General features: G+C 72.8%; 23 protein-coding genes. 14 read left to right on the top strand and 9 right to left on the bottom strand.

The features are described 5' to 3' along the window. The first annotated feature begins 6 nt into the window (after positions 1 to 6). The gene (locus QHG49_RS03470; RefSeq protein ID WP_301487173.1) at positions 7 to 2,031 is read left to right on the top strand and encodes a phosphocholine-specific phospholipase C; all 2,025 of its coding nucleotides are present in this window, start codon (positions 7 to 9) and stop codon (positions 2,029 to 2,031) included. Here QHG49_RS03470 and QHG49_RS34000 read toward each other — a convergent pair. Next, positions 2,021 to 3,145 carry a serine hydrolase gene (locus tag QHG49_RS34000; protein ID WP_370530421.1) on the bottom strand — a complete coding sequence of 375 codons (1,125 nt, stop codon included), beginning with the start codon at positions 3,143 to 3,145 and terminating at the stop codon, positions 2,021 to 2,023. The genes QHG49_RS03470 and QHG49_RS34000 overlap by 11 nt on opposite strands. Between QHG49_RS34000 and QHG49_RS03455 the strand changes: the two genes are divergently transcribed. Next, positions 3,131 to 3,523 (top strand): hypothetical protein, encoded by a 393-nt coding sequence (locus tag QHG49_RS03455; protein WP_370530420.1) that lies wholly within the window; start codon positions 3,131 to 3,133, stop codon positions 3,521 to 3,523. The two genes, QHG49_RS34000 and QHG49_RS03455, sit on opposite strands and share 15 nt — an antisense overlap. 80 nt (positions 3,524 to 3,603) lie before the next feature. On the opposite strand, the gene QHG49_RS03450 is transcribed toward QHG49_RS03455, so the two are convergent. Beyond that, on the bottom strand, positions 3,604 to 4,698 hold the full coding sequence (locus tag QHG49_RS03450) for a chemotaxis protein (RefSeq protein ID WP_301487171.1): 1,095 nt from the start codon (positions 4,696 to 4,698) through the stop codon (positions 3,604 to 3,606). Between the two features lie 417 nt (positions 4,699 to 5,115). Between QHG49_RS03450 and asnB the strand changes: the two genes are divergently transcribed. After that, positions 5,116 to 6,957, top strand: coding sequence for an asparagine synthase (glutamine-hydrolyzing) (gene asnB, locus QHG49_RS03445; RefSeq protein ID WP_145491398.1), 1,842 nt, complete (start codon positions 5,116 to 5,118; stop codon positions 6,955 to 6,957). Positions 6,958 to 6,966: 9 nt separating this feature from the next. Here the strand turns inward: asnB and QHG49_RS03440 are convergent, their stop codons facing one another. Both QHG49_RS03440 and QHG49_RS03435 read right to left on the bottom strand, forming a co-directional pair. Further along, complete coding sequence (locus tag QHG49_RS03440; protein ID WP_301487170.1) at positions 6,967 to 7,689, bottom strand: DUF4232 domain-containing protein; 723 nt, start codon at positions 7,687 to 7,689, stop codon at positions 6,967 to 6,969. 57 nt (positions 7,690 to 7,746) lie between these two features. Continuing rightward, positions 7,747 to 9,375, bottom strand: a complete 1,629-nt coding sequence (locus QHG49_RS03435) for an alpha/beta hydrolase (RefSeq protein WP_301487169.1) — start codon at positions 9,373 to 9,375, stop codon at positions 7,747 to 7,749. Positions 9,376 to 9,672: 297 nt separating this feature from the next. Here QHG49_RS03435 and QHG49_RS03430 point away from each other — a divergent pair, with 297 nt between their 5' ends. From QHG49_RS03430 to QHG49_RS03410, 5 genes are all read left to right on the top strand, one after another. Beyond that, the gene (locus QHG49_RS03430; protein WP_167532436.1) at positions 9,673 to 10,317 is read left to right on the top strand and encodes a chaplin; all 645 of its coding nucleotides are present in this window, start codon (positions 9,673 to 9,675) and stop codon (positions 10,315 to 10,317) included. A 217-nt stretch (positions 10,318 to 10,534) separates the two neighbouring features. Next, positions 10,535 to 10,768 (top strand): hypothetical protein, encoded by a 234-nt coding sequence (locus QHG49_RS03425; RefSeq protein ID WP_301487168.1) that lies wholly within the window; start codon positions 10,535 to 10,537, stop codon positions 10,766 to 10,768. Next, entirely contained in the window at positions 10,759 to 10,944 is a 186-nt protein-coding gene (locus QHG49_RS03420) for a hypothetical protein (RefSeq protein WP_301487167.1), read from the top strand. Before QHG49_RS03425 ends, QHG49_RS03420 begins: the two co-directional genes overlap by 10 nt. A 95-nt stretch (positions 10,945 to 11,039) precedes the next feature. After that, complete coding sequence (locus tag QHG49_RS03415) at positions 11,040 to 11,894, top strand: GNAT family N-acetyltransferase (protein WP_145491385.1); 855 nt, start codon at positions 11,040 to 11,042, stop codon at positions 11,892 to 11,894. Positions 11,895 to 11,944: 50 nt separating this feature from the next. Next, positions 11,945 to 12,730 carry a GNAT family N-acetyltransferase gene (locus QHG49_RS03410; protein WP_301487166.1) on the top strand — a complete coding sequence of 262 codons (786 nt, stop codon included), beginning with the start codon at positions 11,945 to 11,947 and terminating at the stop codon, positions 12,728 to 12,730. Positions 12,731 to 12,737: 7 nt separating this feature from the next. Here the strand turns inward: QHG49_RS03410 and QHG49_RS03405 are convergent, their stop codons facing one another. Next, positions 12,738 to 13,001: a GlsB/YeaQ/YmgE family stress response membrane protein gene (locus QHG49_RS03405; protein ID WP_301487165.1), complete on the bottom strand. Its 264-nt coding sequence runs from the start codon at positions 12,999 to 13,001 to the stop codon at positions 12,738 to 12,740. 227 nt (positions 13,002 to 13,228) lie between these two features. On the opposite strand from QHG49_RS03405, the gene QHG49_RS03400 reads away from it, so the two are divergent. Continuing rightward, the gene (locus QHG49_RS03400; protein ID WP_301487164.1) at positions 13,229 to 14,713 is read left to right on the top strand and encodes a hydrolase; all 1,485 of its coding nucleotides are present in this window, start codon (positions 13,229 to 13,231) and stop codon (positions 14,711 to 14,713) included. A 48-nt stretch (positions 14,714 to 14,761) separates the two neighbouring features. Here the strand turns inward: QHG49_RS03400 and QHG49_RS03395 are convergent, their stop codons facing one another. Further along, the gene (locus QHG49_RS03395) at positions 14,762 to 17,503 is read right to left on the bottom strand and encodes an exo-beta-D-glucosaminidase (RefSeq protein ID WP_301487163.1); all 2,742 of its coding nucleotides are present in this window, start codon (positions 17,501 to 17,503) and stop codon (positions 14,762 to 14,764) included. A 175-nt stretch (positions 17,504 to 17,678) separates the two neighbouring features. On the opposite strand from QHG49_RS03395, the gene QHG49_RS03390 reads away from it, so the two are divergent. Together QHG49_RS03390 and QHG49_RS03385 are read left to right on the top strand one after the other, a co-directional pair. Next, positions 17,679 to 19,121 carry an APC family permease gene (locus QHG49_RS03390; RefSeq protein WP_301487162.1) on the top strand — a complete coding sequence of 481 codons (1,443 nt, stop codon included), beginning with the start codon at positions 17,679 to 17,681 and terminating at the stop codon, positions 19,119 to 19,121. A gap of 138 nt (positions 19,122 to 19,259) precedes the next feature. Then, a complete protein-coding gene (locus tag QHG49_RS03385; protein ID WP_159707883.1) occupies positions 19,260 to 19,760 on the top strand; it encodes a GNAT family N-acetyltransferase in 501 nt (166 codons plus the stop codon). 156 nt (positions 19,761 to 19,916) lie between these two features. Here the strand turns inward: QHG49_RS03385 and QHG49_RS03380 are convergent, their stop codons facing one another. After that, the gene (locus tag QHG49_RS03380) at positions 19,917 to 20,363 is read right to left on the bottom strand and encodes an SPW repeat protein (RefSeq protein ID WP_145491368.1); all 447 of its coding nucleotides are present in this window, start codon (positions 20,361 to 20,363) and stop codon (positions 19,917 to 19,919) included. A gap of 235 nt (positions 20,364 to 20,598) precedes the next feature. Between QHG49_RS03380 and QHG49_RS03375 the strand changes: the two genes are divergently transcribed. The 3 genes from QHG49_RS03375 (at position 20,599) to QHG49_RS03365 (ending at position 23,350) form a co-directional block, all read left to right on the top strand. After that, positions 20,599 to 20,976 carry a BlaI/MecI/CopY family transcriptional regulator gene (locus tag QHG49_RS03375; protein ID WP_145491365.1) on the top strand — a complete coding sequence of 126 codons (378 nt, stop codon included), beginning with the start codon at positions 20,599 to 20,601 and terminating at the stop codon, positions 20,974 to 20,976. A gap of 16 nt (positions 20,977 to 20,992) precedes the next feature. Next, positions 20,993 to 21,919, top strand: coding sequence for a M48 family metalloprotease (locus tag QHG49_RS03370; protein WP_301487161.1), 927 nt, complete (start codon positions 20,993 to 20,995; stop codon positions 21,917 to 21,919). A 360-nt stretch (positions 21,920 to 22,279) separates the two neighbouring features. After that, on the top strand, positions 22,280 to 23,350 hold the full coding sequence (locus QHG49_RS03365) for an adenosine deaminase (RefSeq protein WP_159698582.1): 1,071 nt from the start codon (positions 22,280 to 22,282) through the stop codon (positions 23,348 to 23,350). Here QHG49_RS03365 and QHG49_RS03360 read toward each other — a convergent pair. Then, positions 23,332 to 23,847: a DUF664 domain-containing protein gene (locus tag QHG49_RS03360; RefSeq protein WP_159698579.1), complete on the bottom strand. Its 516-nt coding sequence runs from the start codon at positions 23,845 to 23,847 to the stop codon at positions 23,332 to 23,334. The genes QHG49_RS03365 and QHG49_RS03360 overlap by 19 nt on opposite strands. 43 nt (positions 23,848 to 23,890) lie before the next feature. Next, positions 23,891 to 24,793, bottom strand: a complete 903-nt coding sequence (locus tag QHG49_RS03355) for a LysR family transcriptional regulator (protein WP_159698576.1) — start codon at positions 24,791 to 24,793, stop codon at positions 23,891 to 23,893. Positions 24,794 to 24,896 lie beyond the last annotated feature (103 nt).

The raw sequence follows: 24,896 nt of genomic DNA, 5'->3' as shown, positions 1-24,896 counted from the left end.
GGACGAATGACACCGATCAGCCGAAGGGGCTTCGTGGGGCTGGGCGCATCCGTGGCGGCGGGAGTGGCGCTGGGCGCCACCACGCGCACCACCGCGGCTGCCGCCACCACGGCGACCGGCACGATCAAGGACGTCAAGCACGTGGTGATCCTGATGCAGGAGAACCGCAGCTTCGACCACTACTTCGGCCGTCTCAAGGGCGTGCGCGGCTTCGACGACCGCAGCGGCATCACTCTCGGCGGCAACTACTCCGTCTTCAACCAGCCCAATCTGCTCTCCCGCCAGTACCCGTGGAAGCTCAGCTCCACCCCGTCGGCGGCCGGCAAGGACGGCGAGACCCTCGCGCAGTGCAACGGCGACCTGCCGCACTCCTGGTCCTCGCAGCACTCCGCCTGGAACAAGGGCCGCCTGGACAACTGGGTCCTGGGTGTCGGCAACGTCCGCTCGCTCGGCTACCTGGACCGCTCCGACATCCCCTTCCACTACGCGCTCGCCGACAACTACACCATCTGCGACGCCTACTTCTGCTCCACACTGAGCGCCACCGGCCCCAACCGCACCTATCTGTGGAGCGGCAAGGTCGACTCCTCCAGCAACGACGGCGGCGACGAGTCCGGCCTCACCTGGCAGACCTACGCCGAGGCGCTCCAGGCCGCCGGGGTGAGCTGGAAGGTCTACCAGAACGCCTCGGACAACTACGGCGACAACGCCTGCGCGTACTTCAGCAGGTTCGCCAACGCCAAGGCGGGCGACCCGCTGTACGACCGGGGCATGTCCTCGGTGCCGAAGGTGACCGGCTCCACCCCGGACGACATCGCCGCCGCCATCAGGGCCGACGTCCAGGCGGGCACTCTCCCGCAGGTCTCCTGGGTGGTGGCCAACCAGGCGTTCTCCGAGCACCCCTACGCCCCGCCCGGCGACGGCGCCCACTTCGTCAACCTCGTCTACCAGGCCCTGGCCGCCGACGAGGACGTCTTCGACTCCACCGTCATGTTCCTCAACTACGACGAGAACGACGGCTACTTCGACCATGTGCCCCCGCCGTCCCCGCCCTCCGGCACGGCCGGCGAGTTCCTCAACGGGGTGCCGTTCGGCTTCGGCTTCCGGGTGCCGATGATCGTCATCTCGCCCTGGACACGCGGTGGCTGGGTCTCCTCGGAGGTCTTCGAGCACACCTCGGTGCTGCGCTTCCTGGAGACCTGGACCGCCGCCCTCGGCACGCCCGCGAAGTGCGCCAACATCAGCGACTGGCGGCGCAAGGTGAGCGGCGACCTCACCGGTGTGTTCGACTTCGCCCACCCGGTCAAGGGCCCGGTCCCGCTGCCCGCGACCAGCGTCATCGGCATCGACAACTGCACCTCGCTGCCCAACCCGGTGCCGACCGACAACGCGCTGCCCGCGCAGGAGCCCGGCACCCGCCCGGCCCGCGCGCTGCCGTACCAGCCGGGCGGCTGTCTGGACCGCCTGGAGTTCGACGCGGGCGGCAAGACGCTCGCCTGGTTCGTCATGACCAACCAGGGCGGCCCCGCCTCCCGCGCGGCCCACTTCTCCATCCACCCCAACGCCTACCGTGACACCACGCCCTGGCAGTACACGGTGGACGCGGGCGGCACCGCCACCGACTTCTTCAACATCGGCTCGGGCTACGGCGACGGCAAGTACGACCTGTCGATGGTCGGCCCCAACCGGTTCCTGCGCCGCTTCCAGGGCGATGCCACCAAGGCGGGCAAGTCCGCCGAGGTGAGCACCCGTTACGCGGTCGAGCCGGGCAGCGGGAAGCTCGCCCTCTACTTCAAGATGGTCAACTCCGGTTCCTCGCCGGTGAAGTTCACCATCACCTCCAACCACTACCGCTCCGACGGCCCCTGGACGTACACCGTCGCCGCCGGCGCCTCGACGGAGGACTTCTTCAACGCGGTCGCGTACAACAACGGCTGGTACGACTTCACGATCACGGTGGACTCCGACGCGTCCTGGTCGCGCCGGTTCACCGGACACCTGGAGACGGGCGCCACCAGCGTCAGCGGCTGACCGCCGCGTCCAGGTCCGGGCGCGGGGCGAGTCCGGCGGCCAGCCGCCCACCGCCCTCCAGCGCCCGGACCCCCGCGCGGCGGGGTCGGAACTGGTTCTCGCCGCCGTTGACGCGCGGGGTGGTGCCGAGCATGAGGCCGCTGTCCGGGGAGGCGAGGAAGGCCACGGCGGCGACCGCCTCCGGGGCGTCCCCTCCGGCCGCCGGACACTCCGGCAGGACGGTCCGGGGTGCCCTGATCGCCTGGCGCGACGACGGCCGTGCTCGCCTCCGCCACCGGTTCCAGCGGGCCGTCGACGAGGGTGATCTGCCCCCGGCCGGTCCGGGCCGCCCCGGCCGGTCGACGACGCCGATCAGCCGGCCCTGGGGGCGCAGCGCATGCCGATGCGGACGCAGCCTGTGCCGTCGGGCAGGCTGGAGAAGATCACCGGTGTGTAGTCCGTGCTGAAGGCCGAACCCACGCCTGTGCCGGCGAAGGCCGTCTCCGTGACCGGCAGCAGGTTGATCCGCAGGGGCTCCGAAAGGGTCCTTCATGCCGTCGACGAACTCGTAGAGCGCGTGCCCGGCACCGTTCTTCTCGGTCACCGTGATGACCACGCCCTCGCGCCGGTACGTGCCGACGAGCGGTGCCCGGTCCACCACGGGTGGCGTGGCCGACGGGCCGAAGGGTTCCGGCACGGCCACGCCTGCCAGATCGGCGAGCAGCTCGCGGTGGAGCGCCGCGTACACCTCGCGCGCGCCGCCGCCGTTGGTGAGCAGCGCGACGGCGACGCCGGCCGACGGCACCACGCGCAGGTAGGCGTACTGTCCGATGGAGGCGCCGTCGTGGCCGTAGCCGCCGACGCCGTTCCAGTCGTACAGGGTCCAGCCCAGGCCCCAGCCGTCCGAGCTGACCGTCCACTTGTCGGGGCAGTCCACCACCCGGCGTTGCATCAGCGCGACTGTCTCCTCGGAGAGCACGCGGGTGCCGTCCTCGGCCACGCCGCCGGCAAGGTGCATCCGGGCGAGCCGTGCGAGGTCGCCCGCGGTGGCGATGACCCTGCCGTACGGGCCCGCACATGGCGCACGGCGGTCACCCGCGCCGCCGTCGACCTGCGCGCCATGGTCCTGCGCCACCCCTGGGCCGGCCCCGAACTCGGCCAGGTCGGGCTTCTCCACGTCGGCCCGGACGCCGTCCGCATGACATCGGGTCTCCTCGCGCAGTTCGAGGCGGCCGGTTTCCCCGCGGGGGAGGAGGACCTGGCCGCGGGGGCGCTCATGTCCTACGTCGTCGGGATCGCCACCAGCGAGGCCGCATACCTCTCACTGGTCGACCGAAGCGGTGTCCCCGAGCACGAACGGCTGTCGGACCACAGCCCGGACTCCGGCGGGGAGGCGGACCCGCGGCAGGTGCGCGAGGACCGCTTCGCCCATGGACTCGACCGGATCCTCGACGGTCTCGCCGGCAGCCTCCCGCCGGGCGACGACCGTGGTTCCCGCCCCACCGGCCGGTGACATGACGAGCAGGCCCGCGAAGGTGTCGTCGGACAGGACAGCCGACGATCTCCCGGGCCCGCGCGGGCCGCACGGGCGGATCAGAACCGCAGCACCCCCGCGATCCCGTCCTCTTCGCCCAGCGTGCCGTCGGGCACGAAGCGGACGTCGGCGCCGGTCTCCAGGCACTGCTCCACGATCTCGTCCACGATGTCGTCGCGGGCGTCCAGGTCGCCGGGCTCGGCCGGCACCAGGTGGTCGCCGTCGTCGCGGACCACGGCCCGGAAGCCGTCCTCCACGGCGAGCAGCCGCACCCGGCCCTCCCGGGCGCTGAGCCACAGCTCGTCCAGACCGGCCGCGAAGGCCTTGCGGCCGCGCGCGGAGGTCAGTTCCTCGACGACGGAGTGGGTGCCCTTGGACTCCTCCGCCTCCAGGACCGGGCGGATGGCCTGCCACACCGCCTCGGGACCGGAGTTCGCGAGCCCGCCGTGCCCCACGTGCACCGCGCCCCTGGCGACCGTACCGGCCTCGTCCAGCAGGGAGAGCGCGGCCCGTTCGCCGGTGACGTACAGCGGCCGGGGGTGCTCGCGCAGCACGGCGGCCATCGCGTTGTCCGCCTCGCGCAGGAACTGCCGGGTGCCCTCGTCGCGGAAGGTGCTCGGCTGGTCACCGACGCGCATCTGCCGCTCGGCGTCGAAGTTCGGGCGGCTGCGGATCAGCGGGAAGCCCCCGGCGTGCTCCTCCGCCACCCGGTCCACGCCGCCGCTCCACAGGGTGACCTGGTCGGCCGAGACCGACAGCACCCAGAAAGGCCGCTCGGCCGCCTGCGCGGCGACCAGATTGCGGGTGAGGAAGGTGTCCGCGAGCACCACACGCTCGGGGACGCTGCGGGCCAGCGACCAGACCTGGTGCTCACCCGGCGCCGCGAAGATCACCAGACCCTCCTCGGCGTGCGCGAGATCCACCTCGGCGAGCGCCCGGTCGAGCTGGGCGTCCACGTCCGCCCGCCGCTCCCGGGTCACGGCGGGATCGGCCTCCAGGCGCTTGCGGGCCTCGGCCAGCATGTTGCGCAGCCGGACCGGATCCTGCTTGTTGCCGGATCCGCGGCGGTGCGTCGGGGTCAGCACCGACACCGCCGGATAGGGCCGCGGACGCCGCAGTTCGGCAAGGGTCGCGGGACTCAGTGCGTGCTCCATGACAGAACCATAGGGCTGATTCACATGTACGGCATTCGGGGTATTCAAGACGTATGACCGCGTGCCGGGACGCGCCCGCGGTGCCCCGGCGGCCGGGCCACCCGGGCGCCGGAGCGGTTCTCGACCGCGATGCCACACGGCGCGCCACGCTTGGGGAACTTTTTGCCCAGTGGCCGGTTCCCGGCGCCCGTGGCGCCCCGGCGTCGCGATTCCCGGACCTCGCGAAGGCAAAACGCGGCCGAAACCATCGGGCGGACGGCCGCGGCCGTGTTACGTCCGCGTTGACCGGCACCCGGCGCGGGCGGACGCTCGTCATATAGGTGCTCGATACAACTGGTTCGTCGGCCGGAGCCGCGGCCCGCGCGAAAGCGCAGATGAGCGCGGCGCCGGCGGTCGGCCGGAGGCAGGAGGCAGCGCATGTGCGGCATCACCGGATGGGTGTCCTTCGACCGTGACCTGAGCGCCGAGGCCACCACATTGCATGCGATGACCGAGACGATGGCCTGCCGCGGCCCGGACGACCGCGGCACCTGGGCCGAGGGGCCCGCAGCCCTGGGACACCGCCGGCTCGCCATCATCGACCTGCCCGGCGGCCGCCAGCCGATGTCCCTCGACACCCCCGAGGGCACCGTCGCGCTGGTCTACTCCGGGGAGACCTACAACTTCACCGAGCTGCGCCGCGAACTGACCGACCGGGGCCACCGGTTCACCACCGACTCCGACACCGAGGTGGTCCTGCACGCCTACGTCGAATGGGGCGACGCGCTGGCCGAACGCCTCAACGGCATGTACGCGTTCGCCATCTGGGACGGCCGCCGCGACCAGCTCGTGATGATCCGCGACCGCATGGGCATCAAGCCGTTCTACTACTACCGCACGCCCGACGGCGTCCTGTTCGGCTCCGAGCCCAAGGCGATCCTCGCCAACCCGCTGGCCCGCCCCCGGGTGACCCTCGACGGGCTGCGCGAGCTGCTCGTGATGATCAAGACCCCGGGGCACGCCGTCTGGGACGGCATGCGCGAGGTGGAGCCCGGCACGGTCGTCACCGTCGACCGCTCCGGACTGTCCACCCGCGTCTACTGGCGCCTGGAGACCCGCCCGCACGAGGACGACCGCGACACCACCATCGCCACCGTGCGCACCCTGCTGGACGACATCGTGCGCCGCCAGCTCGTCGCCGACGTGCCCCGCTGCACCCTGCTCTCCGGCGGCCTCGACTCCTCCGCCATGACCGCCATCGCCGCCCGGCAACTCGCCGAACAGGGCGAGACGGTGCGCTCCTTCGCCGTCGACTTCGTCGGCCAGACCGAGAACTTCGTCGCCGACGAACTGCGCGGCACCCCCGACACCCCCTTCGTGCACGACGTCGCCCGCAACTCCCGCACCGAGCACCAGGACATCGTGCTCGACGCCGAGGCGCTCGCCGACCCCGCCGTGCGCGAACACGTCATCCGGGCCCGCGATCTGCCGACCGGCTTCGGCGACATGGACGCCTCACTGCTGCTGCTCTTCCGCGCCATCCGGCAGAAGTCCACGGTCGCCCTGTCCGGCGAGTCCGCCGACGAGGTCTTCGGCGGCTACCTCCAGTTCTTCGACGAGGACGCCCGCAGCGCCGACACCTTCCCCTGGCTGGTGCGCTTCGGCCGCCACTTCGGCGACGACTCCGACGTACTGCGCACCGACCTGCTCAAGAGCCTCGACCTGGACGGCTACACGGCCGACGGCTACCGCACGGCCGTCGCGGGCATCGAACGCCTCGCCGGGGAGAGCGACTTCGAGTTCCGGATGCGGCAGATCTGCCATCTGCACCTGACCCGGTTCGTGCGCATCCTGCTCGACCGCAAGGACCGGATGAGCATGGCCACCGGACTGGAGGTGCGGGTGCCGTTCTGCGACCACCGCCTGGTCGAGTACGTGTTCAACGCCCCCTGGGCCCTGAAGTCCTTCGACGGCCGGGAGAAGAGCCTGCTGCGCGAGGCGTCCAGGGACGTCCTGCCGCAGAGCGTGTACGACAGGGTCAAGAGCCCCTACCCGTCCACCCAGGACCCGCGCTACGCCCGCGCCCTCCAGGACCAGGCCAAGGATCTGCTGGCCCGGCCCTCGCACCGCGTCTTCGACCTGGTGGACCGGGACCGCGTACGCAAGGCCGCCGAACGCGAGGCCCCGGTGTCCGACCAGGCCGCCCGGCGCGGCCTGGAACGCACCCTGGACCTCGCGCAGTGGCTGGACCTGTACGCGCCGGAACTCGTCCTCGGCTGAGCGGCCCGCTCAGCTGGGGCCGGGGCTGCTCGCGGCCGGGCCGACCGGGCTCGCCGATGCGGAACCGGTCGGGCTCGGGCCGGCCTGCGAGGGGCTCGCCGGGCTCGGGCTCGCCGGGGGTGTCGGGCTCGGGCTCGGCGTCGTGGTGGCCGGGGCCGGGCTCGGCGTCGCCTTCGTCGGCGTCGGCGTCGGCTTCGGGCTCGTCCGGGTCCCCGCACCGAGCCCCAGCGCGCGGTCCGCGGCCCCCGCCGAGGGCTGCCAGGACGTCGTCACCGGCTCCCACACCGCCACCTTGGACCCGGTGCCGAGGCGGGTGGGGGCGAAGACCCGGCCCCAGCGGCCCGTCCAGTCGCCGACGGTGACCGAGGCCGCCCGGCGGGCCTGCGGGTCCGAGGCGCGGCCGATGGTGCGCACATCGGCGTGGACGGTCGCGCCCGCCGGGAGCCGCAGCCGGCCCGTGCCGTCCCCCGACACCGGCAGCGCCGCCCCGTCCAGGCCGCCGAAGGTCACCAGCGGCACCCGGTCGATGGCGCAGGCGCGCCCGCTGCGGTTGGTGACGCTGACGCGCACCACGGTGGGCCGGTGCGGCACGGTGGCCGCCCGCAGCGTCAGCTCCCCCTGGACGCAGGGTGCCACCCGTGGGGCCCGGGGGGCCGCCTGTCCCGGCGGCGCGGTCAGCAGCAGGGCCGCGACGGCGGCAGCGGCGGTGGGTACGGCGATGGCGGCGCGCATGCGCATGATGGTGTCCCTCCGGTCGAGGTCACGGACGCCGGTCGGCGGCCGGTGCCTTCATCGGTCGATGCGGTTCGGGAAGACGCTCCACTCCTTCCCGTCCGCCGGGCAGGAGCTGCCGTACGCGGGCAGGGAGCCGTGGAGCAGGAAGTCGTCCACCGTGCGGTGCACGCACACGGAGGAGCCGTAGCCGGTGTGCCCGTCGCCCTTGTTGTCGAGGACGACGGCCGCGGGGCCGAGCCGCTGCGCGGTCCTGACGGCCCACGGGTACGGCGTCGCCGGGTCGCCGCGCGTGCCCACCAGCAGCATCCGCGGCGTGTCGACGTCCTTCACCTCGGCGCGGATGAAGTCGGTGCCCTTGGGGCGGCCGTAGCACATCAGCACCTGGGTGAGCCGGTAGCGGCCGAAGACCGGGGACGCCTCGTCGTACGCGGCCCGCAGCCGCTTCAGGTCCCCGGCGATCCGGGCTGCGGAGGGCCGGTCGGGGTCGTCCGCGCAGTTGATCGCCAGCAGGGCGGCCTGGAGGTTGTCGGGCGGCACGTCCTGGGGGTCGACCAGGCCGTCGTGCCCGGGGGCCGCCGGGCCCAGGACCGGCCCGGCGCCGCCGGTGGCGAAGCCCATGACGCCCCGGGGATCGCCGTCGCGGGTCAGCGTGCCCAGCGCCCGCTCCAGCGGCGGCCACAGGTCCTTGCTGTAGAGGGCCTGCACGATGGCCGTGACCAGGTCCTGCCCGGAGAACGGGTCGCCGCCGTCCGTCGTGACCGGCCGCCGGTCCAGCGAGCGCACCAGCCGGACCACCGCGTCGCCGGCCGCGCGCCGGTCCCGCCCGAACGGGCAGCCGGCGTCCCTCGCGCACCAGTCCAGGAAGTCCTCCAGCGCGGTCTGCTGCCCGCGCGCCCCGTCGATGCCCTGCTCGGCGAGCGACTCGGTCAGGGTGTCCACGCCGTCCAGCGCCATCCGCCCCACGTTGTGCGGGAACTGCGCCGCGTACACGGAACCGAGCCGCGTCCCGTAGGAGAAACCCAGGTAGTTGAGCTTCCGCTCGCCGAGGGCCTGGCGGATCACGTCCAGGTCCCGGGCGGCGTTCACGGTCCCTATGTACGGCAGCACGTCGCCGGAACCGCGCGCGCACGCGTCCGCGCTCCGCCGCAACTGCCGCAGCAGCGCCTGGGGGTGGGCGAGGTCGGCGTCCGCGCCGGCGACCGCCGCGGCCTGGTCGCCGCCGTCGCCGCAGCTGACGGGGGAGGAGCGGCCGACGCCGCGCGGGTCGAAGGTGACCACGTCGTAGCCGTTGGCCAGCCCCATGAACTGCTTGCCGTCGTACGCCAGTTCGTTCACGCCCGCGCCGCCGGGGCCGCCGAAGTTCAGCAGCACCGAGTGGCGGGAGCCGCCGGTGCCGCGATAGCGGGCCACCGCGAGGTCGAGCGTGCCGGTGCCGGGCCGGGCGTAGTCGAGCGGCACCGTCACCTTCCCGCACTGCATGTCCCTCGGCATGCCCGGACCCGCGCAGACGCCCCAGGCCACCTTCTGCCGGTAGAACCGGGACAGGTCGGGGCGGCCGGCCGCGGACGGAACCGAGGCCGCGACCGCGGGCGTGGGCAGTACGGAGCCGAGCAGCGTCAGGGCGAGGACTCCGGTACCCGCACAGCGCCGCACCGCGGACCGCGTGCACAGCTTGGCCAGCATCGATCGCCTCCCGAGGCGCCCGCAGCGGACCGGGACGGCGCCCTTTCGCTCACCATAAGTGGGCCCCGTTCGGCCCGCCTCCGGACGAGCGGAACGCCACCGGGTGCCGTATGCTCCGCGCCCGATTGGTGATCATTCATCGGCCTTACAAGCGGTTTATCGACGCTGCCACTCGATGGGGTGAAAGCCCGATGGGCCATAACTCGGCTGGTTCGCCCGCGTTTTACCGGGTGCGGGTGACTGCCCGCGAACTTGTCTGGAAGGCAGGAACCAATGAGACGGGCTACCCGAAACGGTGTGATCGCCGCCGTCGCCGCCTCCGGTGCGATGGCCCTGGCGTGGCCGGTGTCCGCCGCTTTCGCGGCCGACGGCGCGAGTGCCGACGGCGTCGCGGCCGGCTCGCCCGGACTGATCTCCGGCAACGGCATCCAGCTGCCGGTGGACGTCCCGGTGAACGTGTGCGGCAACACGGTCGACGTGGTGGGGCTGCTCAACCCCGCCATGGGCAACACGTGCGCGAACGAGACCGGTGGCGCCAAGGGCGGCTCGACCACCTCCGGCGGGGCCGCGGCCCACGGCGGCGCCCACCACTCCCCGGGAGTGATCTCGGGCAATGGGATCCAGCTCCCCATCGACCTGCCGGTCAATATCAGCGGCAACAGCGTCAATGTGGTGGGACTGCTCAACCCGGCCATGGGCAACACCTCCGTCAACGGCGGCGAGACCCCGAGCCACCCGGTGAAGCCCACCCCGCCGCCGCCGGCCCCCGCCAAGTCCCACCCGGCCAAGCCGCACACCCCGCGGCCCGCGCCGGAGCCGGTCACCGCCTCGCTGGCCCACACCGGTACGGACCTGACCACCCCCGCGGCGGCCGGCAGCGCGGCGCTGCTGCTCACGGGCACCATCCTCTACCGCCGTTTCCGCCCGAGCCGTATGCGCTGACCCCCACCCCGACCCAGGCCTCCACCGGCCACCGGGCCCCCACCGTCCAGCAGTCGAGCGGACGCCGGCCCGGTGGAGCCTCGCGGCGAACCCCCGCGCAGCGGCGACACCTTCACAGCCGGACACCTCCACGGCGGCGCACCCCCGCAGAGGCGCCCCGGCCCTCTCGCGGCCCCGGGAAGTACGGTGGCCCGGTGACGGACTGCATCCGACGGCGGTGGCGCACACTGCCCCCTGGACCCGGGTACTCCTGGTCGTCGCCATCGGGGGCTTCCTCGAAGGCACGGGCGCGCACGCCCTCGACCTCGCCCGGCACGGGCTGGGCGCCTACTCCTCCTTCGCGCCCCGCTCCAGGTCTTCTTCAGCGCGCTGGTCGTCCTCGACCCCCTGGTCGCCGTCCCGCTGCTGTACGCACGCCCGGCGGGCGTCCTGCTCGGCGCCGTGGCGATGACCGCGGACACCCTCGGCAACTGGTACGCCAACTGGTCCTGGCTGCACGCCGACTGGACCCGGCTGCCGCACCCGGTGGGGATGCTCCCCATCACCCTCTTCGGCCTGTTCGTCCTCGTCTCCGCGCTCCCGCCGGCGCGTGCGCTGACCACCCCGCGGCCGGTGCCGGTCGGCTGATCTCCCCGTGGTGCGCCGGCCGTTGATCCGCGAGGATGCTGCGGACACGGGCCGTCCGGTACGGCGGCCGGCCCCCGACGCAATGGAGCGCACCGATGACTTCTCCCGCCCCCCACGACCTCGTCGTCACCCGGGCCGGCCTCGCCGACTGGCCGGTGATCAGCGGGTGGGCGGCGGCGGAGGGCTGGAACCCCGGACTCGCCGACGGACCCGCGTTCTTCGCCCAGGACCCCGAGGGCTTCTTCCTCGGCCGGATCGGCGGCGAACCGGTCTCGGCCATCTCCGTCGTCAACTACGGCGCCGACCACGCCTTCCTCGGCTGCTACCTCGTCCGCCCCGATCTGCGCGGCCAGGGGCACGGCCTCACCACCTGGAAGACCGCCCTGGCCCACGCCGGCACCCGCACCGTCGGCCTCGACGGAGTCGTCGCCCAGCAGGACAACTACCGCCAGTCCGGCTTCCAGCTCGCCTACCGCACCGTCCGGTTCACCGGCATCGCCCCCGGGACGGAGACCTCCGAGGGAGTCCGCCGGGCCGGGCCCGCCGACCTCGCCGCGATCACCGCCTACGACAGTGCCTGCCACCCCGCCGACCGCCCCCGCTTCCTCGCCGAGTGGCTCACCACCCCGGGCCACCACACCGTCGTACGCCACCACGAAGGCCGCCTCACCGGGTACGGCGTGATCCGCCCCGGCCGCGACAGCCTGCGCGTCGGCCCGCTCTTCGCCGACACCGCCGAGGACGCCCGCGCCCTGTTCGCCGCGCTGGCCCGCGAGGCCGCCGGCCGCGAACTCGCCGTCGACGTCCCCGAACCCAACGCCGCGGGTATCGCCCTCGCCGAGGCCGCCGGGCTCGCCCCCTCCTTCGAGACGGCCCGCATGTACACCGGACCGGTCCGCGCCCACGCCCAGGACCGCGTCTTCGGCGTGACCACCCTCGAACTGGGCTGACCGGGTAATCGCGTTGCCGCGCCCCCTCCCGCGTGATCGGGTGGGCGGCCATGGAGAAGAACGAGATCCTCGCCCTGTACGACCGCGACCTGCGCGAACACGCCGCCCCCGACGGGCCCGGCGCCCATGTCGAACGCGTCGGGGAGGTGGTGCGGCAACGCGCCGACGCGCATGGCTGGAACGGGGTGCTGTGGACCGGCCTCGACGAGGCGGGCGCGGACGCGGCGATCCAGGAGCAGATCGCCGCCTTCACCGCCCTCGGCCACGACTTCGAGTGGAAGCTCTACAGCCACGACCGGCCCGCCGACCTCGGCGCCCGGCTCACCGCGGCCGGATTCCGGGCCGAGCCGGCCGAGACGCTGATGATCGGCGAGATCGACCGGCTCGACCTGGCCGCCCGGCTCCCCGCGGGGGTACGGCTGGTGGAGGTCGTGGACGAGGCGGGCGTCGATCTCTTCACCGAGACGCACGAGAAGGCGTTCGGCACCGACGGGACCCGGTTGCGCCGTCGGCTGCTCAGCCAACTGGCCGCCGATCCGGGCGCGTTGGTGGCCGTCGTCGCGCTGGCCGGGGCCGAGACCGTCAGTGCCGCCCGGATGGAACTGGTGCCCGGCACCCCGTTCGCGGGGTTGTGGGGCGGCGGCACCGCCGAGGCGTGGCGGGGCCGGGGCCTGTACCGCGCCCTCGTCGCCCGCCGCGCCCGGATCGCCGCCGCCCGCGGCTGCTGCTACCTCCAGGTCGACGCCTCGCCGATGAGCCGCCCCGTCCTGGAGCGGCTCGGCTTCCTCCCGCTGAGCACCACGACCCCTTACCTCTATGAGGTCAAGGGAAGTTGACGGTATGTCAACGACGTGCCAACGCCCGATCGAGTGCGGCGATCCCCGCCGCCGCCAGGGCGATCTGGATGAGCCACTCGATCCAGTCGGGCCCCTTGGTGTCCGCGACCCCGATCCCCGCCGCGATCGCGGAGCCGATCAGCGCGGCCACGATGCCGACGACGATGGTCCACAGCACCCCGATGTGCTGCCTCCCCGGGACGACCAGCCTGCCCAGCACACCGATGATCAGGCCGATGATGATCGCGCTGATGATGCCTGAAATCTCCATCTCCACCCCTTCGCACGGCGTGAACCCGTCCTTGGAGAAGGTGCCCGCTGGAGAGCCGGACAGTCCGGCGCGCTTTATTGCCGGGACTTTCTGTTCACCGGCCCTTCATGCCATGTACCTTTCAAGCCATCGACGCGTGTAGAACCCTCAAGCGGGTTCTACGCGCGCAGACTTGGCGCCGCAACGCCCTCTCCCCACCCCCACACCGCACAACGGAGGTTCGCCGGATGCCCGGATCCACGAGATCCCGACGCAGAGTCACCACCGCACTCGCCGGTTTCGGCCTGCTCCTGACCGGAGCCGCCGTCCAGGTCGGTGCGAGCGCCCCCGCCCAGGCGGCGACCACACACCGCGTCCTGTTCGACAACGCCCACGCCGAGACGGCCGGCAACGCCGACTGGGTCATCTCCACCAGCCAGCCCGACCCGCTGGGCCAGAACGCGAACCCGCAGTCCGAGACGGACTGGACCGGCGCGCTCTCCTCCTGGGGCGTGGCGCTCCAGAAGACCGGCGACTACAGCCTGAAGACGCTGCCTTCCGGCCAGAGCCTGACCTACGGCGGCTCGTCCGCGCAGGACCTGTCGAACTTCGACACGCTGGTCCTGCCCGAGCCCAACACGATGTTCTCGGCCGCCGAGAAGACGGCGATCATGAACTTCGTGAAGAACGGCGGCGGTCTGTTCATGATCTCCGACCACACCGGTGCCGACCGCAACAACGACGGCAACGACGCGGTCGAGATCCTCAACGACCTGATGACGAACAACGGTGTCGACAACACCGACCCGTTCGGCTTCTCCATCGACGCGCTGGACGTCAAGTCCGGCTACCCGGCCGCGATCAGCGACAGCACCGACCCGGTGCTGAACGGCTCCTTCGGCAAGGTCACCAAGAGCCTGTTCGCCGACGGTACGACCGCCACCCTCAAGCCCGCCGACAACGCGGCCGTCAAGGGCCTGGTCTACCGCAGCGGTTACTCGGGCAACACCGGCGCCTTCTTCCTGACCAGCACCTTCGGCGCGGGCCGCGTCGCGTTCTGGGGCGACAGCTCCCCGATCGACGACGGCACCGGCAGCTCCGGCAACACCCTGTACGACGGCTGGAACGACCCCGGCGCCACCAACGCGCCGCTCGCCCTGAACGCCACCGCGTGGCTCGCCGGTGCCGGCGGCACCAGCGGCGGCGGTGGCGGCACCGGCGGCGGTGGCGGTGGCACGGGTGGCGGCGGCACCGGCACCTGTACCGCGGGCCAGCTGCTCGGCAACAACGGCTTCGAGTCGGGCGACACGACCTGGAGCGCGTCCGGCAAGGTCATCACCAACGCCGCGGCCGAGTCCGCCCACTCGGGTTCGTACTACGCCTGGCTCGACGGCTACGGCACCGCCACCACCGACACGCTCTCCCAGCCGGTGGCCGTCCCGGCGGGCTGCACCTCGGCCAAGCTGAGCTTCTACCTGCACGTGGACACGGCCGAGACCTCGACCACCACCGCCTACGACACCCTCAAGGTGCAGGTGCTGAACGGGTCCGGCACGGTGCTCGGCACCCTGGCGACGTACTCGAACCTCAACGCGGGATCCGGCTACACCCAGCGCAGCTTCGACCTCAGCGGCTACGCCGGGCAGAACATCACCCTTCAGTTCACCGGCACCGAGGGCTCCAAGTACCAGACCTCGTTCGTCGTGGACGACACCGCGCTCACCGTGAGCTGAGCGCCCCGCACGCGAGGGGGGTGGGTCCGGCGGGACCCACCCCCTTCGTCATGCCGCCGGCACGGTCCGCTCCGGGGTGTTCCACCCGGAGACCCGCACCCGGGGGGCCGCGCCGCGCAGATCGGCCGTCCGGTAGACGGCGGTCAGCGTCACCGACTCACCCGGCCACAGCCCGACCTCGTTGTCCGACCAGCGCACCGGCAGCACCGGCACCCCGCGCCCGTCGACCAGGTGCACATCGGTCAGCAGCGCGGGCGTCCGCCCGTCCGTCGTGTTGCGCAGGGTCACCGTGGTGGTCGACGTGCCGCCGTCCGAGCGGGTGGTGGCCGTCGCGGCCACCGGGACCGGCGCCATCGAGGCCAGTCCGGTGAGGTCGGCGTAACCGGTCGTCGGCGTGTACCACCAGGTGGTGCCCGGCCAGTCGAGCGTGTCCTGCCTGCCGGAGAGCCAGTACACGTTCCGGCTCACCTCCCGGCCGCCCGCGTCGGTCAGCACCAGCCGCAGCAGATACGTCCGCGCCAGCCCCGGCACCGAGTCCGGCAGGGTCAGCGCGTTCGCGTGCGCCCCGTCCCCGGGCACCGACAGACCGGCGGCCGCCCCGTCGTAGCGCAGGGTGCCGTCGGGATCGAACAGCGTGGCCCGCGCGGCCAGACCGCGCGCCGTCGTGTGCCGGTTGTTGACCACCGCCACCGAGCGGTCGTCGTAGCCGTACTGGATGTGCAGCGGCTCGTTGGCCTTCTTCGCGCCGAAGTAGGCGCCGCCCTGGTCGAGATAGCGGTCCGTCAGCTGCCAGTGCAGGGACGTCCAGCCGCTGTTGAACATCCAGTGGATCACCCCGGTCGCGGGCGCCTCGGGGTCCGTCGCGTTGCGCCCGTACGCCTCGAACTGGGCCCGCACGTTCTCGTACTGGGCCAGCTGGGCCTTGCGGACGTAGTCGGCGAGGCCGGTGGGGGCGCCGTAGCGGGCGGCGAGCGCGGCGTCGTAGAGCGAGAGCGTGCCGAAGGTGGCGGACGGCGAGCGGTGGTACTGCTTGGCCCCGGGGTCCTGCCAGAGGCTGTCCAGCTCGGCCGGGGTGAGCATCCGGCGCAGGGTGTCCAGGGTGGGGATGCTGGGGCCCGCGCTGGTCTCGGAGTTGAAGCCGGTGGCCCCGCCCTCGCGCTTGGCATACCAGTAGCCGGGCGGCACCCAGTCGTAGGGGCCGGTCATCTTCATGCCCGAACTTCCCAGCCGGGGCGAGGACTTGTCGGAGGCGGCGGGGACGACCGGGAGGTTCCAGTCGGCGGCCCGCAGCGCGTCCAGGTAGTTCTTCTCGATCCTCGCGTCGGGCGCGAAGTCGCTGCCGATCAGGAAGGAGATCACGCTGGGGTGGTCCCGCAGCCGGGCGGCCTCGGCGGCCATGGACGCCTTCGCCACCGGGTAGTCGGCCGGGGTCCACTTCTCCCCGTTCTCCGTGCCGTTGACCTGCCCCTCCCACTTGGTGCAGCACTCCCAGCCCGGCAGCGTGAGCACCCCGTACCGGTCGGCCAGCCCGAAGAACTCGTCCGGCTCCAGATGGCCTTCCAGCCGCAGGGTGTTCAGACCGAGGTCGACGGCGTACCGCAGCCGGTCCTCGGCATAGGCGCGGTCCCAGCGCAGGAACTCGTCCGGCGACCAGCCGCCGCCCTTGATCAGCAGTGGCCGGCCGTTGATCCGGTACTGGCGGGCCCCGGCCGCGTTCAGCGGTGCCCGGACGTCGCGGATGCCGAAGGACTCGTGCGCGGTGTCCGAGGCGGTGCCCGCCACGCGCGCGGTGAGGTCGAGGGCGTACAGCGGCTGTCCGCCCATCCCGGCCGGCCACCACACCTTCGGCGCGGTCAGGTGCAGCGCGGGCACGTCGGCGGGGGAGAAGGTGAGGGTCCGCGTCTCGTGCGCGGCGAGCCGGACCGTCCTGCCGAAGCGCGCCGGGCCGACGGTGCCGGTGACCTCGGCGGTGACCGGCGCGGCGGAGTCGTTGCGGGCCTGCGCGCGGACGGTGAGGTCGGCGGCGGCGAGGGAGGGCACGGCCAGCTTGGTGACCACGTGCGCGTCGCGCAGCGCCACCGGGCCGCCCCGGCGCACCAGGACGTCCCGGACGATGCCCATGTTCCGGTCGGGCGGCGGCTGGAGCCAGTCCAGCCAGCCGATGGTCAGGTCCTTGCCCGGATCGTTGGGCCGGATGCGGAAGGCGACCGTGTTGACGCCGCGGCGCACCAGGGCGGTGACGTCCAGCTCGTGGTGGGTGAAGGCACCGGTCACATCCCGTGCGGCGGCCACCTGGCGGCCGTTGACATAGACGTCGGCGGCGGAGACGACCCCGCTGAAGTCGAGCAGGGTGCGCCGCGCGGTGTCGGCGACGGTGAAGTCGGAGCGGTACCACCAGGGCACCTCGAAGTCGGCCTTCGGGATCTTCGCCAGGTTGGTGGAGCGGAACGGGTCGTCGTACACCCCGGCGGCCAGCAGCGCGGCCAGCACCGTGGAGCGCGGGCCCGCCGGGTACCAGCCGCGCGCCGCGTAGCCGGGGGAGGAGACGGCCGCGGGTGAGTCGCTCACCTTCGCCGTGGACTGGACGGTGAAGGCGGCGAGCGGGGTGGTGCTTCCGGCGGCCGAGGACACCTCGGTGCTCCGGGTGGCCGCCTTCAGCTCCGCGACCGGCCGCAGCGGCGGCGCGGGGACGTGCGGGTCGGCCCAGGCGCCGGTGGTGAGGTAGCCCAGCAGGGCGAGGAGCCCGGTGGCCGTGGCGAGCCGATGGCCGGGGGCGGGGCGAGGGAACACAGACGGTCTCCAGGCTCGTAAAGTTAGGAAACTTTACTAACCGGGCTTAAGCTAGGTCGCCGTCCCAGGGCTGTCAACGACCGTCGCCACAGCGCCCGCTGAATGTCCGTCAACCGCCTTCATCCGGCGGCCGGATTCTCGTAGGGTCCCCTCCCCGACGCCTCCAGGAGTCCCCATGTCCGGTAGCCCGCCCTCCCCGGACGGCTTCGTCCGCCGGGTCGGGCTGTTCCAGGCCACGGCCATCAACATGAGCCAGATGTGCGGCATCGGCCCGTTCGTCACCATCCCGCTGATGGTCGCCGCGTTCGGCGGGCCCCAGGCGGTCGTCGGCTTCGTCGCGGGCGCGGTGCTGGCCCTGTGCGACGGGCTGGTCTGGGCCGAGCTGGGCGCCGCGCTGCCCGGCTCCGGCGGCAGTTACGTCTATCTGCGCGAGGCCTTCCGGTATCGCACCGGCACGCTGATGCCGTTCCTGTTCGTGTGGACGGCGATGCTGTTCGTGCCGCTGATCATGTCCACGGGCGTGGTCGGCTTCGTCCAGTACCTCGGCTATCTCGCCCCCGGCCTCGGCGGCCCGGCCGGCGACCTGACCGGCCTCGGCGTCATCGCCCTGGTGGTGCTGCTGCTGTGGCGCGGCATCGAGCACATCGCGCGGATCACGGCCGTGATGTGGACCGTGATGATCGCCTCCGTGGTCCTGGTGATCGCCGCCGCCGCGACCGACTTCAGCCCCCGACTCGCCTTCACCTACCCGGCGGGCGCCTTCGACCTGACCGGCGGCCACTTCTGGGCCGGCTTCGCCGCGGGCCTGACCATCGGCGTCTACGACTACCTCGGCTACAACACCACCGCCTACATGGGCGCCGAGATCAAGGACCCCGGCCGCGTGCTGCCGCGCTCCATCCTCTACTCGATCCTCGGCATCATGGCGATCTACCTGCTGCTCCAGATCGGCACGCTCGGCGTGGTCGACTGGCACCGCATGAGCGACCCGGGCGACATGGCGTCCACCTCGGTGGCCTCCGCGGTCCTGGAGCGGACCTGGGGCCGGGGCGCCGCCGACACTGTCACCGTGCTCATCCTGATCACCGCCTTCGCCTCCGTGTTCACGGGCCTGCTGGGCGGCTCCCGGGTGCCGTACGACGCCGCGCGCGACCGGGTCTTCTTCCGGCCGTACGCCAGGCTGCACCCCCGGCACCGCTTCCCCACGCTGGGCCTGGCGACCATGGGCGTGATCACCGCGGTCGGCTTCCTCATCGGCCGGCACACCGATCTCGCGACCCTGATCCAGCTGCTCACCACCGTGATGGTGATCGTGCAGGCGCTGGCCCAGATCGTCGCCCTGACGGTGCTGCGCTCCCGGCGGCCCGATCTGCGCCGCCCGTACCGCATGTGGCTCTACCCGCTGCCGTCCCTCGTGGCCTTCACCGGCTGGTGCGTGATCTACGCCTGCGCCGACCACAACTCACCGGGCCGCCACCCCGCCGAGTGGTCCCTGGCCTGGCTGGCCCTCGGCTGCGCGGCCTTCCTGGTCTGGGCGCGGCGGGAGCGGGTCTGGCCGTTCGGGGCGAAGGAGACGGACGAGGAGCGCTCCGCCGGACGGGACGCCGAGACCGTATGAGCCCCGGGGGGCTATGATCCGGTCGGCGTGAGGAGCCTCCCCGGCCGGACGGAAGTCCGCCCGGGGAGGCTCTCGTTCATGACCGACAACATGAACGAGAGCATGGACGAGAACGTGCACGAAGAGATCGGCGGGACCATGAGCGTGGCCCCGTGCGTCCGCCTCGCGACCCTCCAGGACCGGCCCGCCGTCGAGCGGCTGTGGCTGATGTTCCGCCATGACATGTCCGAGTACCAGGGCCGACTGCCCGCGGCCGACGGCACGTTCCGCGGCGAGCGGGTGGAGTCCGCGTTCACCGAGGACGGCTGGGCGGCGTACCTGCTGAGCCGCGGGGACCGCCTCGCCGGGTTCGCCTTCGTACGGGGGCTCGACGGGCCGGTGCGCGTGCTGAACAGCTTCTTCGTGGTGCGAGGCGCCCGGCGCGGGGGAGTGGGGCTGCGGGCCGTACGGGAGGTGCTGCGGCGGCATCCGGGACGGTGGGAGGTGGCGTTCCAGCGGGACAACGCGGGCGGGGCGGCCTTCTGGCACCGGGTCGCGGAGGAGGTCGCGCCGGGCGGGTGGAGCCGTACCGAGCGTGCGGTGCCGGGGCGGCCGGAACTGCCCGCGGACCTGTGGCTGAGCTTCACCGTGAGCCGCTGAACGAGCCCCGGACACAAGGGCGCCGGCGCAGAGGGAGAGGGCCGGTCCGCTGGGCGCACCGGCCCTCCGTCCTTCTTCCTTCCGTGTTCTTCTTCTCTTCCTCGTTCTCGACGATCGGCTCCTTCCTCGCGCGTTCTCGTCGTGCTTCCTTCCCCACTAGGGCCTGGGCGTGCTCTTCGTGGCCTTCGCCGACGACGCGGCGCAGACGATGCCGAGGAGGAGGGCCAGTGCGCCGATCACGACGTTGTTGATGATCACACCGGTGTCCGGGGCGCTCCCCACGATCCACGGGGCGATGATCATCCAGACGCCCAACGCGCACATCGCCCAGCTGAGGCCGTACATCCGCTCGGGGGCCCTGGTGAATCCCAGCGCCAGCAGCCCGATCGCGATGCCCATGATCAGGTTGTGCGTCATGAGCGCCGGCTGACTGATGGTGTAGTGCAGGATCCAGGGCGATGCCGCGCAGTACAGACCGAGCAGGAACACCGGCCCGTCCACGAGCGCCACATCACGACCGCCGAGCATGCGGGCGTAGCGTTCCCGCATTTCGGGGACATCGGGGTGGGTCGATATGTCACCCCTGTGCGACACGTTGGCCATGACTTTCGTCTCCTTCGAATGCGCAGGCCAGACCGCTGATGGTGCGGTGTTCAGCGAGCACCGCACTACCCATTTTGCGCTTGTTCGCCGTTTATGTGTAGCCGTAGGACGGTTTGTCATGTATGGGGTCGCGCCGAACGGCGGGCGGAGACGCCTCGCGCGCCCGTATGACTACCATCGTGTAGACAGTCCGCACAGGGACCGCACGGACGACGAGGAGGGTGAGGACGTTTCCATGACCGACGGCAAGGACGAACGCCGACCGGCCGGTGGACTGGAGGCGAGCGTCATGGCCGCGCTCTGGGCCGCCGACGGCCCCCTGACCCCCGGGCAGGTCCAGGCCGGTCTGGGCGCGGACCTGGCGCGTACGACGGTGACGACCATCCTCAGCCGCCTGCACGACAAGGGCGTCGTCGAGCGGCAGCGCCGGGGCCGCGGCTTCGTGTACTCCCCGGTCCAGGAGGTCCAGGACGCCCACGGCCTCACCGCCCGCCGGATGCACACCGAGCTGGACCGGGACAGCGACCGCGAGACCGTGCTCGCCCGCTTCGTCGCCCAGCTCAACCCCGACGACGAGCGCATCCTGCGGGATCTCCTGGAATCCGACGGCTGAGGGGAGCCCCCGGCCGATGACCGCCCTCCTCCTGCTGCCCCTGCTGCTGCCCTGCGCCCTGCCGGTACTGGCCCGGTGGGCCCTCGCCCGGCTGGCCCCCGCCGCCGCGCTGTGGGCCGTCACGGGCTGCGCGGTGGTCCTCGGCGGCTGCTCGCTGGCCGCGCTCGGCGCCTTCGTGCTGATCGGGCTGCTGCGGCTGCCCCTGTTCGCCGCGTTCGGCGAGTTCGTCCACCCGCTGCGCACCGCCCCCGCCCTGATCGTGGTGCCGGCCGCCGCCACCTCGGTCGGTGTCCTCGCCGTCTGCTGCTGGACCTCGGCGCGCTCGGTACTGCGGCAGGGCCGGGCCTTCCGCGTCGCCCGCACCGAGGCCGGTCGGCGGCCCGCCGCCGGTGACCTGTGCGTGGTGGACTCGCCCCGCCCCGACGCCTACGCGCTGCCCGGCCGCCCGCACCGCATCGTCGTCACCACCGCGATGCTGCGCAGCCTGGACGGGCCCGAGCGGGAGGCGTTGTTCGCGCACGAGCGGGCGCACAACGAGGGCGGCCACCACTACTTCCTCGCCGCCGCCGAACTCGCCGCCCACTGCCACCCCGCGCTCCGGCCGGTCCGTACGACCATCCGGCTCGCCGCCGAGCGGGCCGCCGACGAGGCCGCCGCCGCGCGGGTGGGGGACCGTCGGCTGACCGCGCGGGCCATCGCCCGTGCCGCCCTCGCCGGGCACGACGCCGGCACCCCGCGGCCCGACTTCGCGGCCGGGGCGGCCACGGGCCCGGTGCCGCAGCGGGTCCAGGCCCTGCTGGGTACGCCCGGCAGGCCCCGTGCGGGCCGGGCCGTCGCCGCGCTGCTCATCGCCTGCACCGCCCTGTCCGGGGCGGCCTCCGCGGCCGGGCTGGTGGACTTCCACCACCGGGTGGAGGTGGCGCAGGGCGAGGAAGCGCCCTGACGCGGTGTGAGAGCACCCCGGTGTCGGCGGTGAGAGCACCCCGACGTGGCAGTGAGGGCGCCCCGACGCAGCGGTGAGGGCGCCTCGGTGCGGCGGGGCGAGGGGCATCCCGGTGCGAAGCGCCCTCGCGGGAACGCCCCGGCGGTCTCGTCACGACACCCCCGGCGGTCTCGCCGCGACACCCCCGGCGGTCTCGTCACGGCACCCGGCCGACGCCTTTGCGACGCGCGTAGACAACTCCATGGCAACGCGCGTAGACAAGTATCTGGTTTTACGTATAACCTCACCGGCTAACCAACCCCGTCGGCACCGTCGGCCGCCTGATCGACCCCGGTACAACTCGCTGAGGAACGCCCTGCCATGACCGCCCCCCGCATCGACACCGACACCCTCCGCCGCCTCCCCAAGGCCGTGCTGCACGACCACCTCGACGGCGGCCTGCGCCCCGCCACCCTGGTCGAGCTGGCCGCCGAGGTCGGGCACCAGCTGCCCACCACGGACCCGGACGAGCTGGCCGCCTGGTACGTCGAGGCCGCCAACTCCGGTGACCTGGTGCGCTACATCGCCACCTTCGAGCACACCCTCGCCGTGATGCAGACCCGTGAGGGCCTGCTGCGCACCGCCGAGGAGTACGTCCTGGACCTCGCCGCCGACGGCGTGGTCTACGGCGAGGTGCGCTACGCCCCCGAGCTGAACACCCGGGGCGGCCTGAGCCTCGCCGAGGTCGTGGAGAGCGTGCAGGAGGGCCTGGCCGCCGGTATGGCGAAGGCCGCCGCCGCGGGCACCCCGGTGCGCGTGGGCACCCTGCTGTGCGGCATGCGGATGTTCGACCGCGTCGCCGAGGCCGCCGACCTGGCCGTGGCCTATCGGGACGCCGGGGTCGTCGGCTTCGACATCGCCGGCGCCGAGGACGGCTTCCCGCCCGCCGACCACCTGGCCGCCTTCGAGCACCTGCGCCGCGAGAGCGTGCCCTTCACCATCCACGCCGGCGAGGCGTACGGCCTGCCCAGCATCCACCAGGCGGTCCAGGTGTGCGGCGCCCAGCGCATCGGGCACGGCGTGCGGCTGACCGAGGACATCGTGGACGGCAAGCTCGGCCGGCTCGCCTCCTGGGTGCGCGACCGCCGTATCGCCCTGGAGATGTGCCCCACCTCCAACCTCCAGACCGGCTGCGCCACCTCGATCGCCGAGCACCCCATCACCGCGATGAAGGACCTCGGCTTCCGGGTCACCCTGAACACCGACAACCGCCTGGTGTCCGGCACCACGATGACCCGGGAGATGGCGCTGCTGGTCGAGGAGGCCGGCTGGGGCGTCGAGGACCTGCGGACGGTCACGGTGAACGCGCTCAAGAGCGCGTTCATCCCCTTCGACGAGCGCAAGGCCCTCATCGAGGACGTGGTCCTGCCCGGCTACGCCGCCGCGCTCTGAACCAGCCCCTTGAGGTAGGCGGCCTGTCCGATGTGCTGGAGATCGTCGGACAGGACGCTCACCAGGCGGGCGCCGAGCGTCACCGGCGGGTCCCAGCGCTCGTCCACGACGCGTTCGAGGTCCTTGGCGGCCAGTGAGCGCAGCGCGCCCAGCGTCTGCTCGTGCACCGCGTCGTAGTACCCGCTCAGCAGGTCGGCGCTGTCCACCCGCACCTTCGCGACCTTGGCCGGGGTGTGCCCGTAGCCGGTGTCGGCGCGCGGCAGATCGAGGCCGAAGCGCTTCTCCCAGCCGTCGGAGAGCCACACCTGGTCGAGACCGAAGGCGTCGGCGATGTGGTCGTCCTGCACCCGGGTGAGATGCCAGACCAGCCAGGCGATGGTGTTGGCGCCCGGGACCGGGCCGTGGTGCAGCTCGTTCGGACCGAGGCCGCCGAGGGTGTCGTGGACTTCTTCCTGGATGCGGCCGTAGCCGTCGATGAGGATGTCCTTGGCATGCATACCGTCCACCATCACAGATGGACGGCGCGCCCGCGTCCGCAATTCAGGACGACCGGTACGGCGCCAGGCCCTCCGCCTCCAGCAGTGCCACCAGGGCGCGGGCCGCGGGGCTGGTGGAGTGCTCGGGCGGCAGCAGCGCCACCGTCTCGTACTCGGCCTCGCCCGTCCCCTTGAGCGGCAGCGCGGTCAGCGTGGGCCGCTTGTGCCGGAAGTGCCGGGGTACGACCGCGACACCCAGGTTCTCGTCCACCAGGTCCAGCAGCGTGTGCACGTCGTTGACCTCCAGCGCGACCGTGCGCCGCACCCCCGCCGCGGCGAAGGCGGCGTCGGTGGCCCGGCGCGGGCCCCAGTCCGGGTGGAAGTCGACGAAGACCTCACCGGCGAGGTCGGCCGTGCCCAGCAGCGCCCCGGCCGCGGCGAGCCGGTGTCGGGGATGGCACAGCACGGTCATCGGCTCGCTGGTCAGCGACACCGAGCGCAGCTGGTCGCCGTCCGCCCGGGTGCGGTAGGCGAAGGCCAGATCGAGGCGGCCCGCCGCGACCTCCTCCGCCAGCGCGCCCGAGCCCGCCTGGCGCAGCCGGATCTCCACGTCCGGGTGCGCGCCCCGGAACGCCGCCAGCAGCCGGGCCACATGCACCCCGGCGACGCACTGCTCGGTGCCCAGCGCCAGCGTGCCGCGCAGCACGCCCTGCACCGCAGCGACCGCCTCGTGCGCCGCGCGCACCTGCGCGAGGATCCGCTCGGCCTCCGCCAGCAGCGCCCGCCCCGCCTCCGTCAGCGTCACCCGCCGCGTGGTGCGCACGAACAGCGGTGCCCGCAGCTCCCGCTCCAGCGCCCGGATGGACGCGGACAGGCCCGACTGGGACACCATCAGCCGCTCGGCGGCCCGGGTGAAGTGCTGGTCCTCGGCGACCGCGACGAAGTGCTGGAGATGACGCAGTTCCATGATTGAGCAGCCTAGCCGCTGAATTCCATCCGATTCTCCCATTGGACCGCAGGGCGCGGCCCGGGGAATCCTGGGCCGGAAGATCCGTGCCCGACCTTCTGGA

Source organism: Streptomyces sp. WP-1 (assembly GCF_030450125.1).
Taxonomy (GTDB): domain Bacteria; phylum Actinomycetota; class Actinomycetes; order Streptomycetales; family Streptomycetaceae; genus Streptomyces; species Streptomyces incarnatus.
Note: the sequence above shows the minus strand (reverse complement) of the source record. Positions and strands in the feature narration are given on the sequence as shown.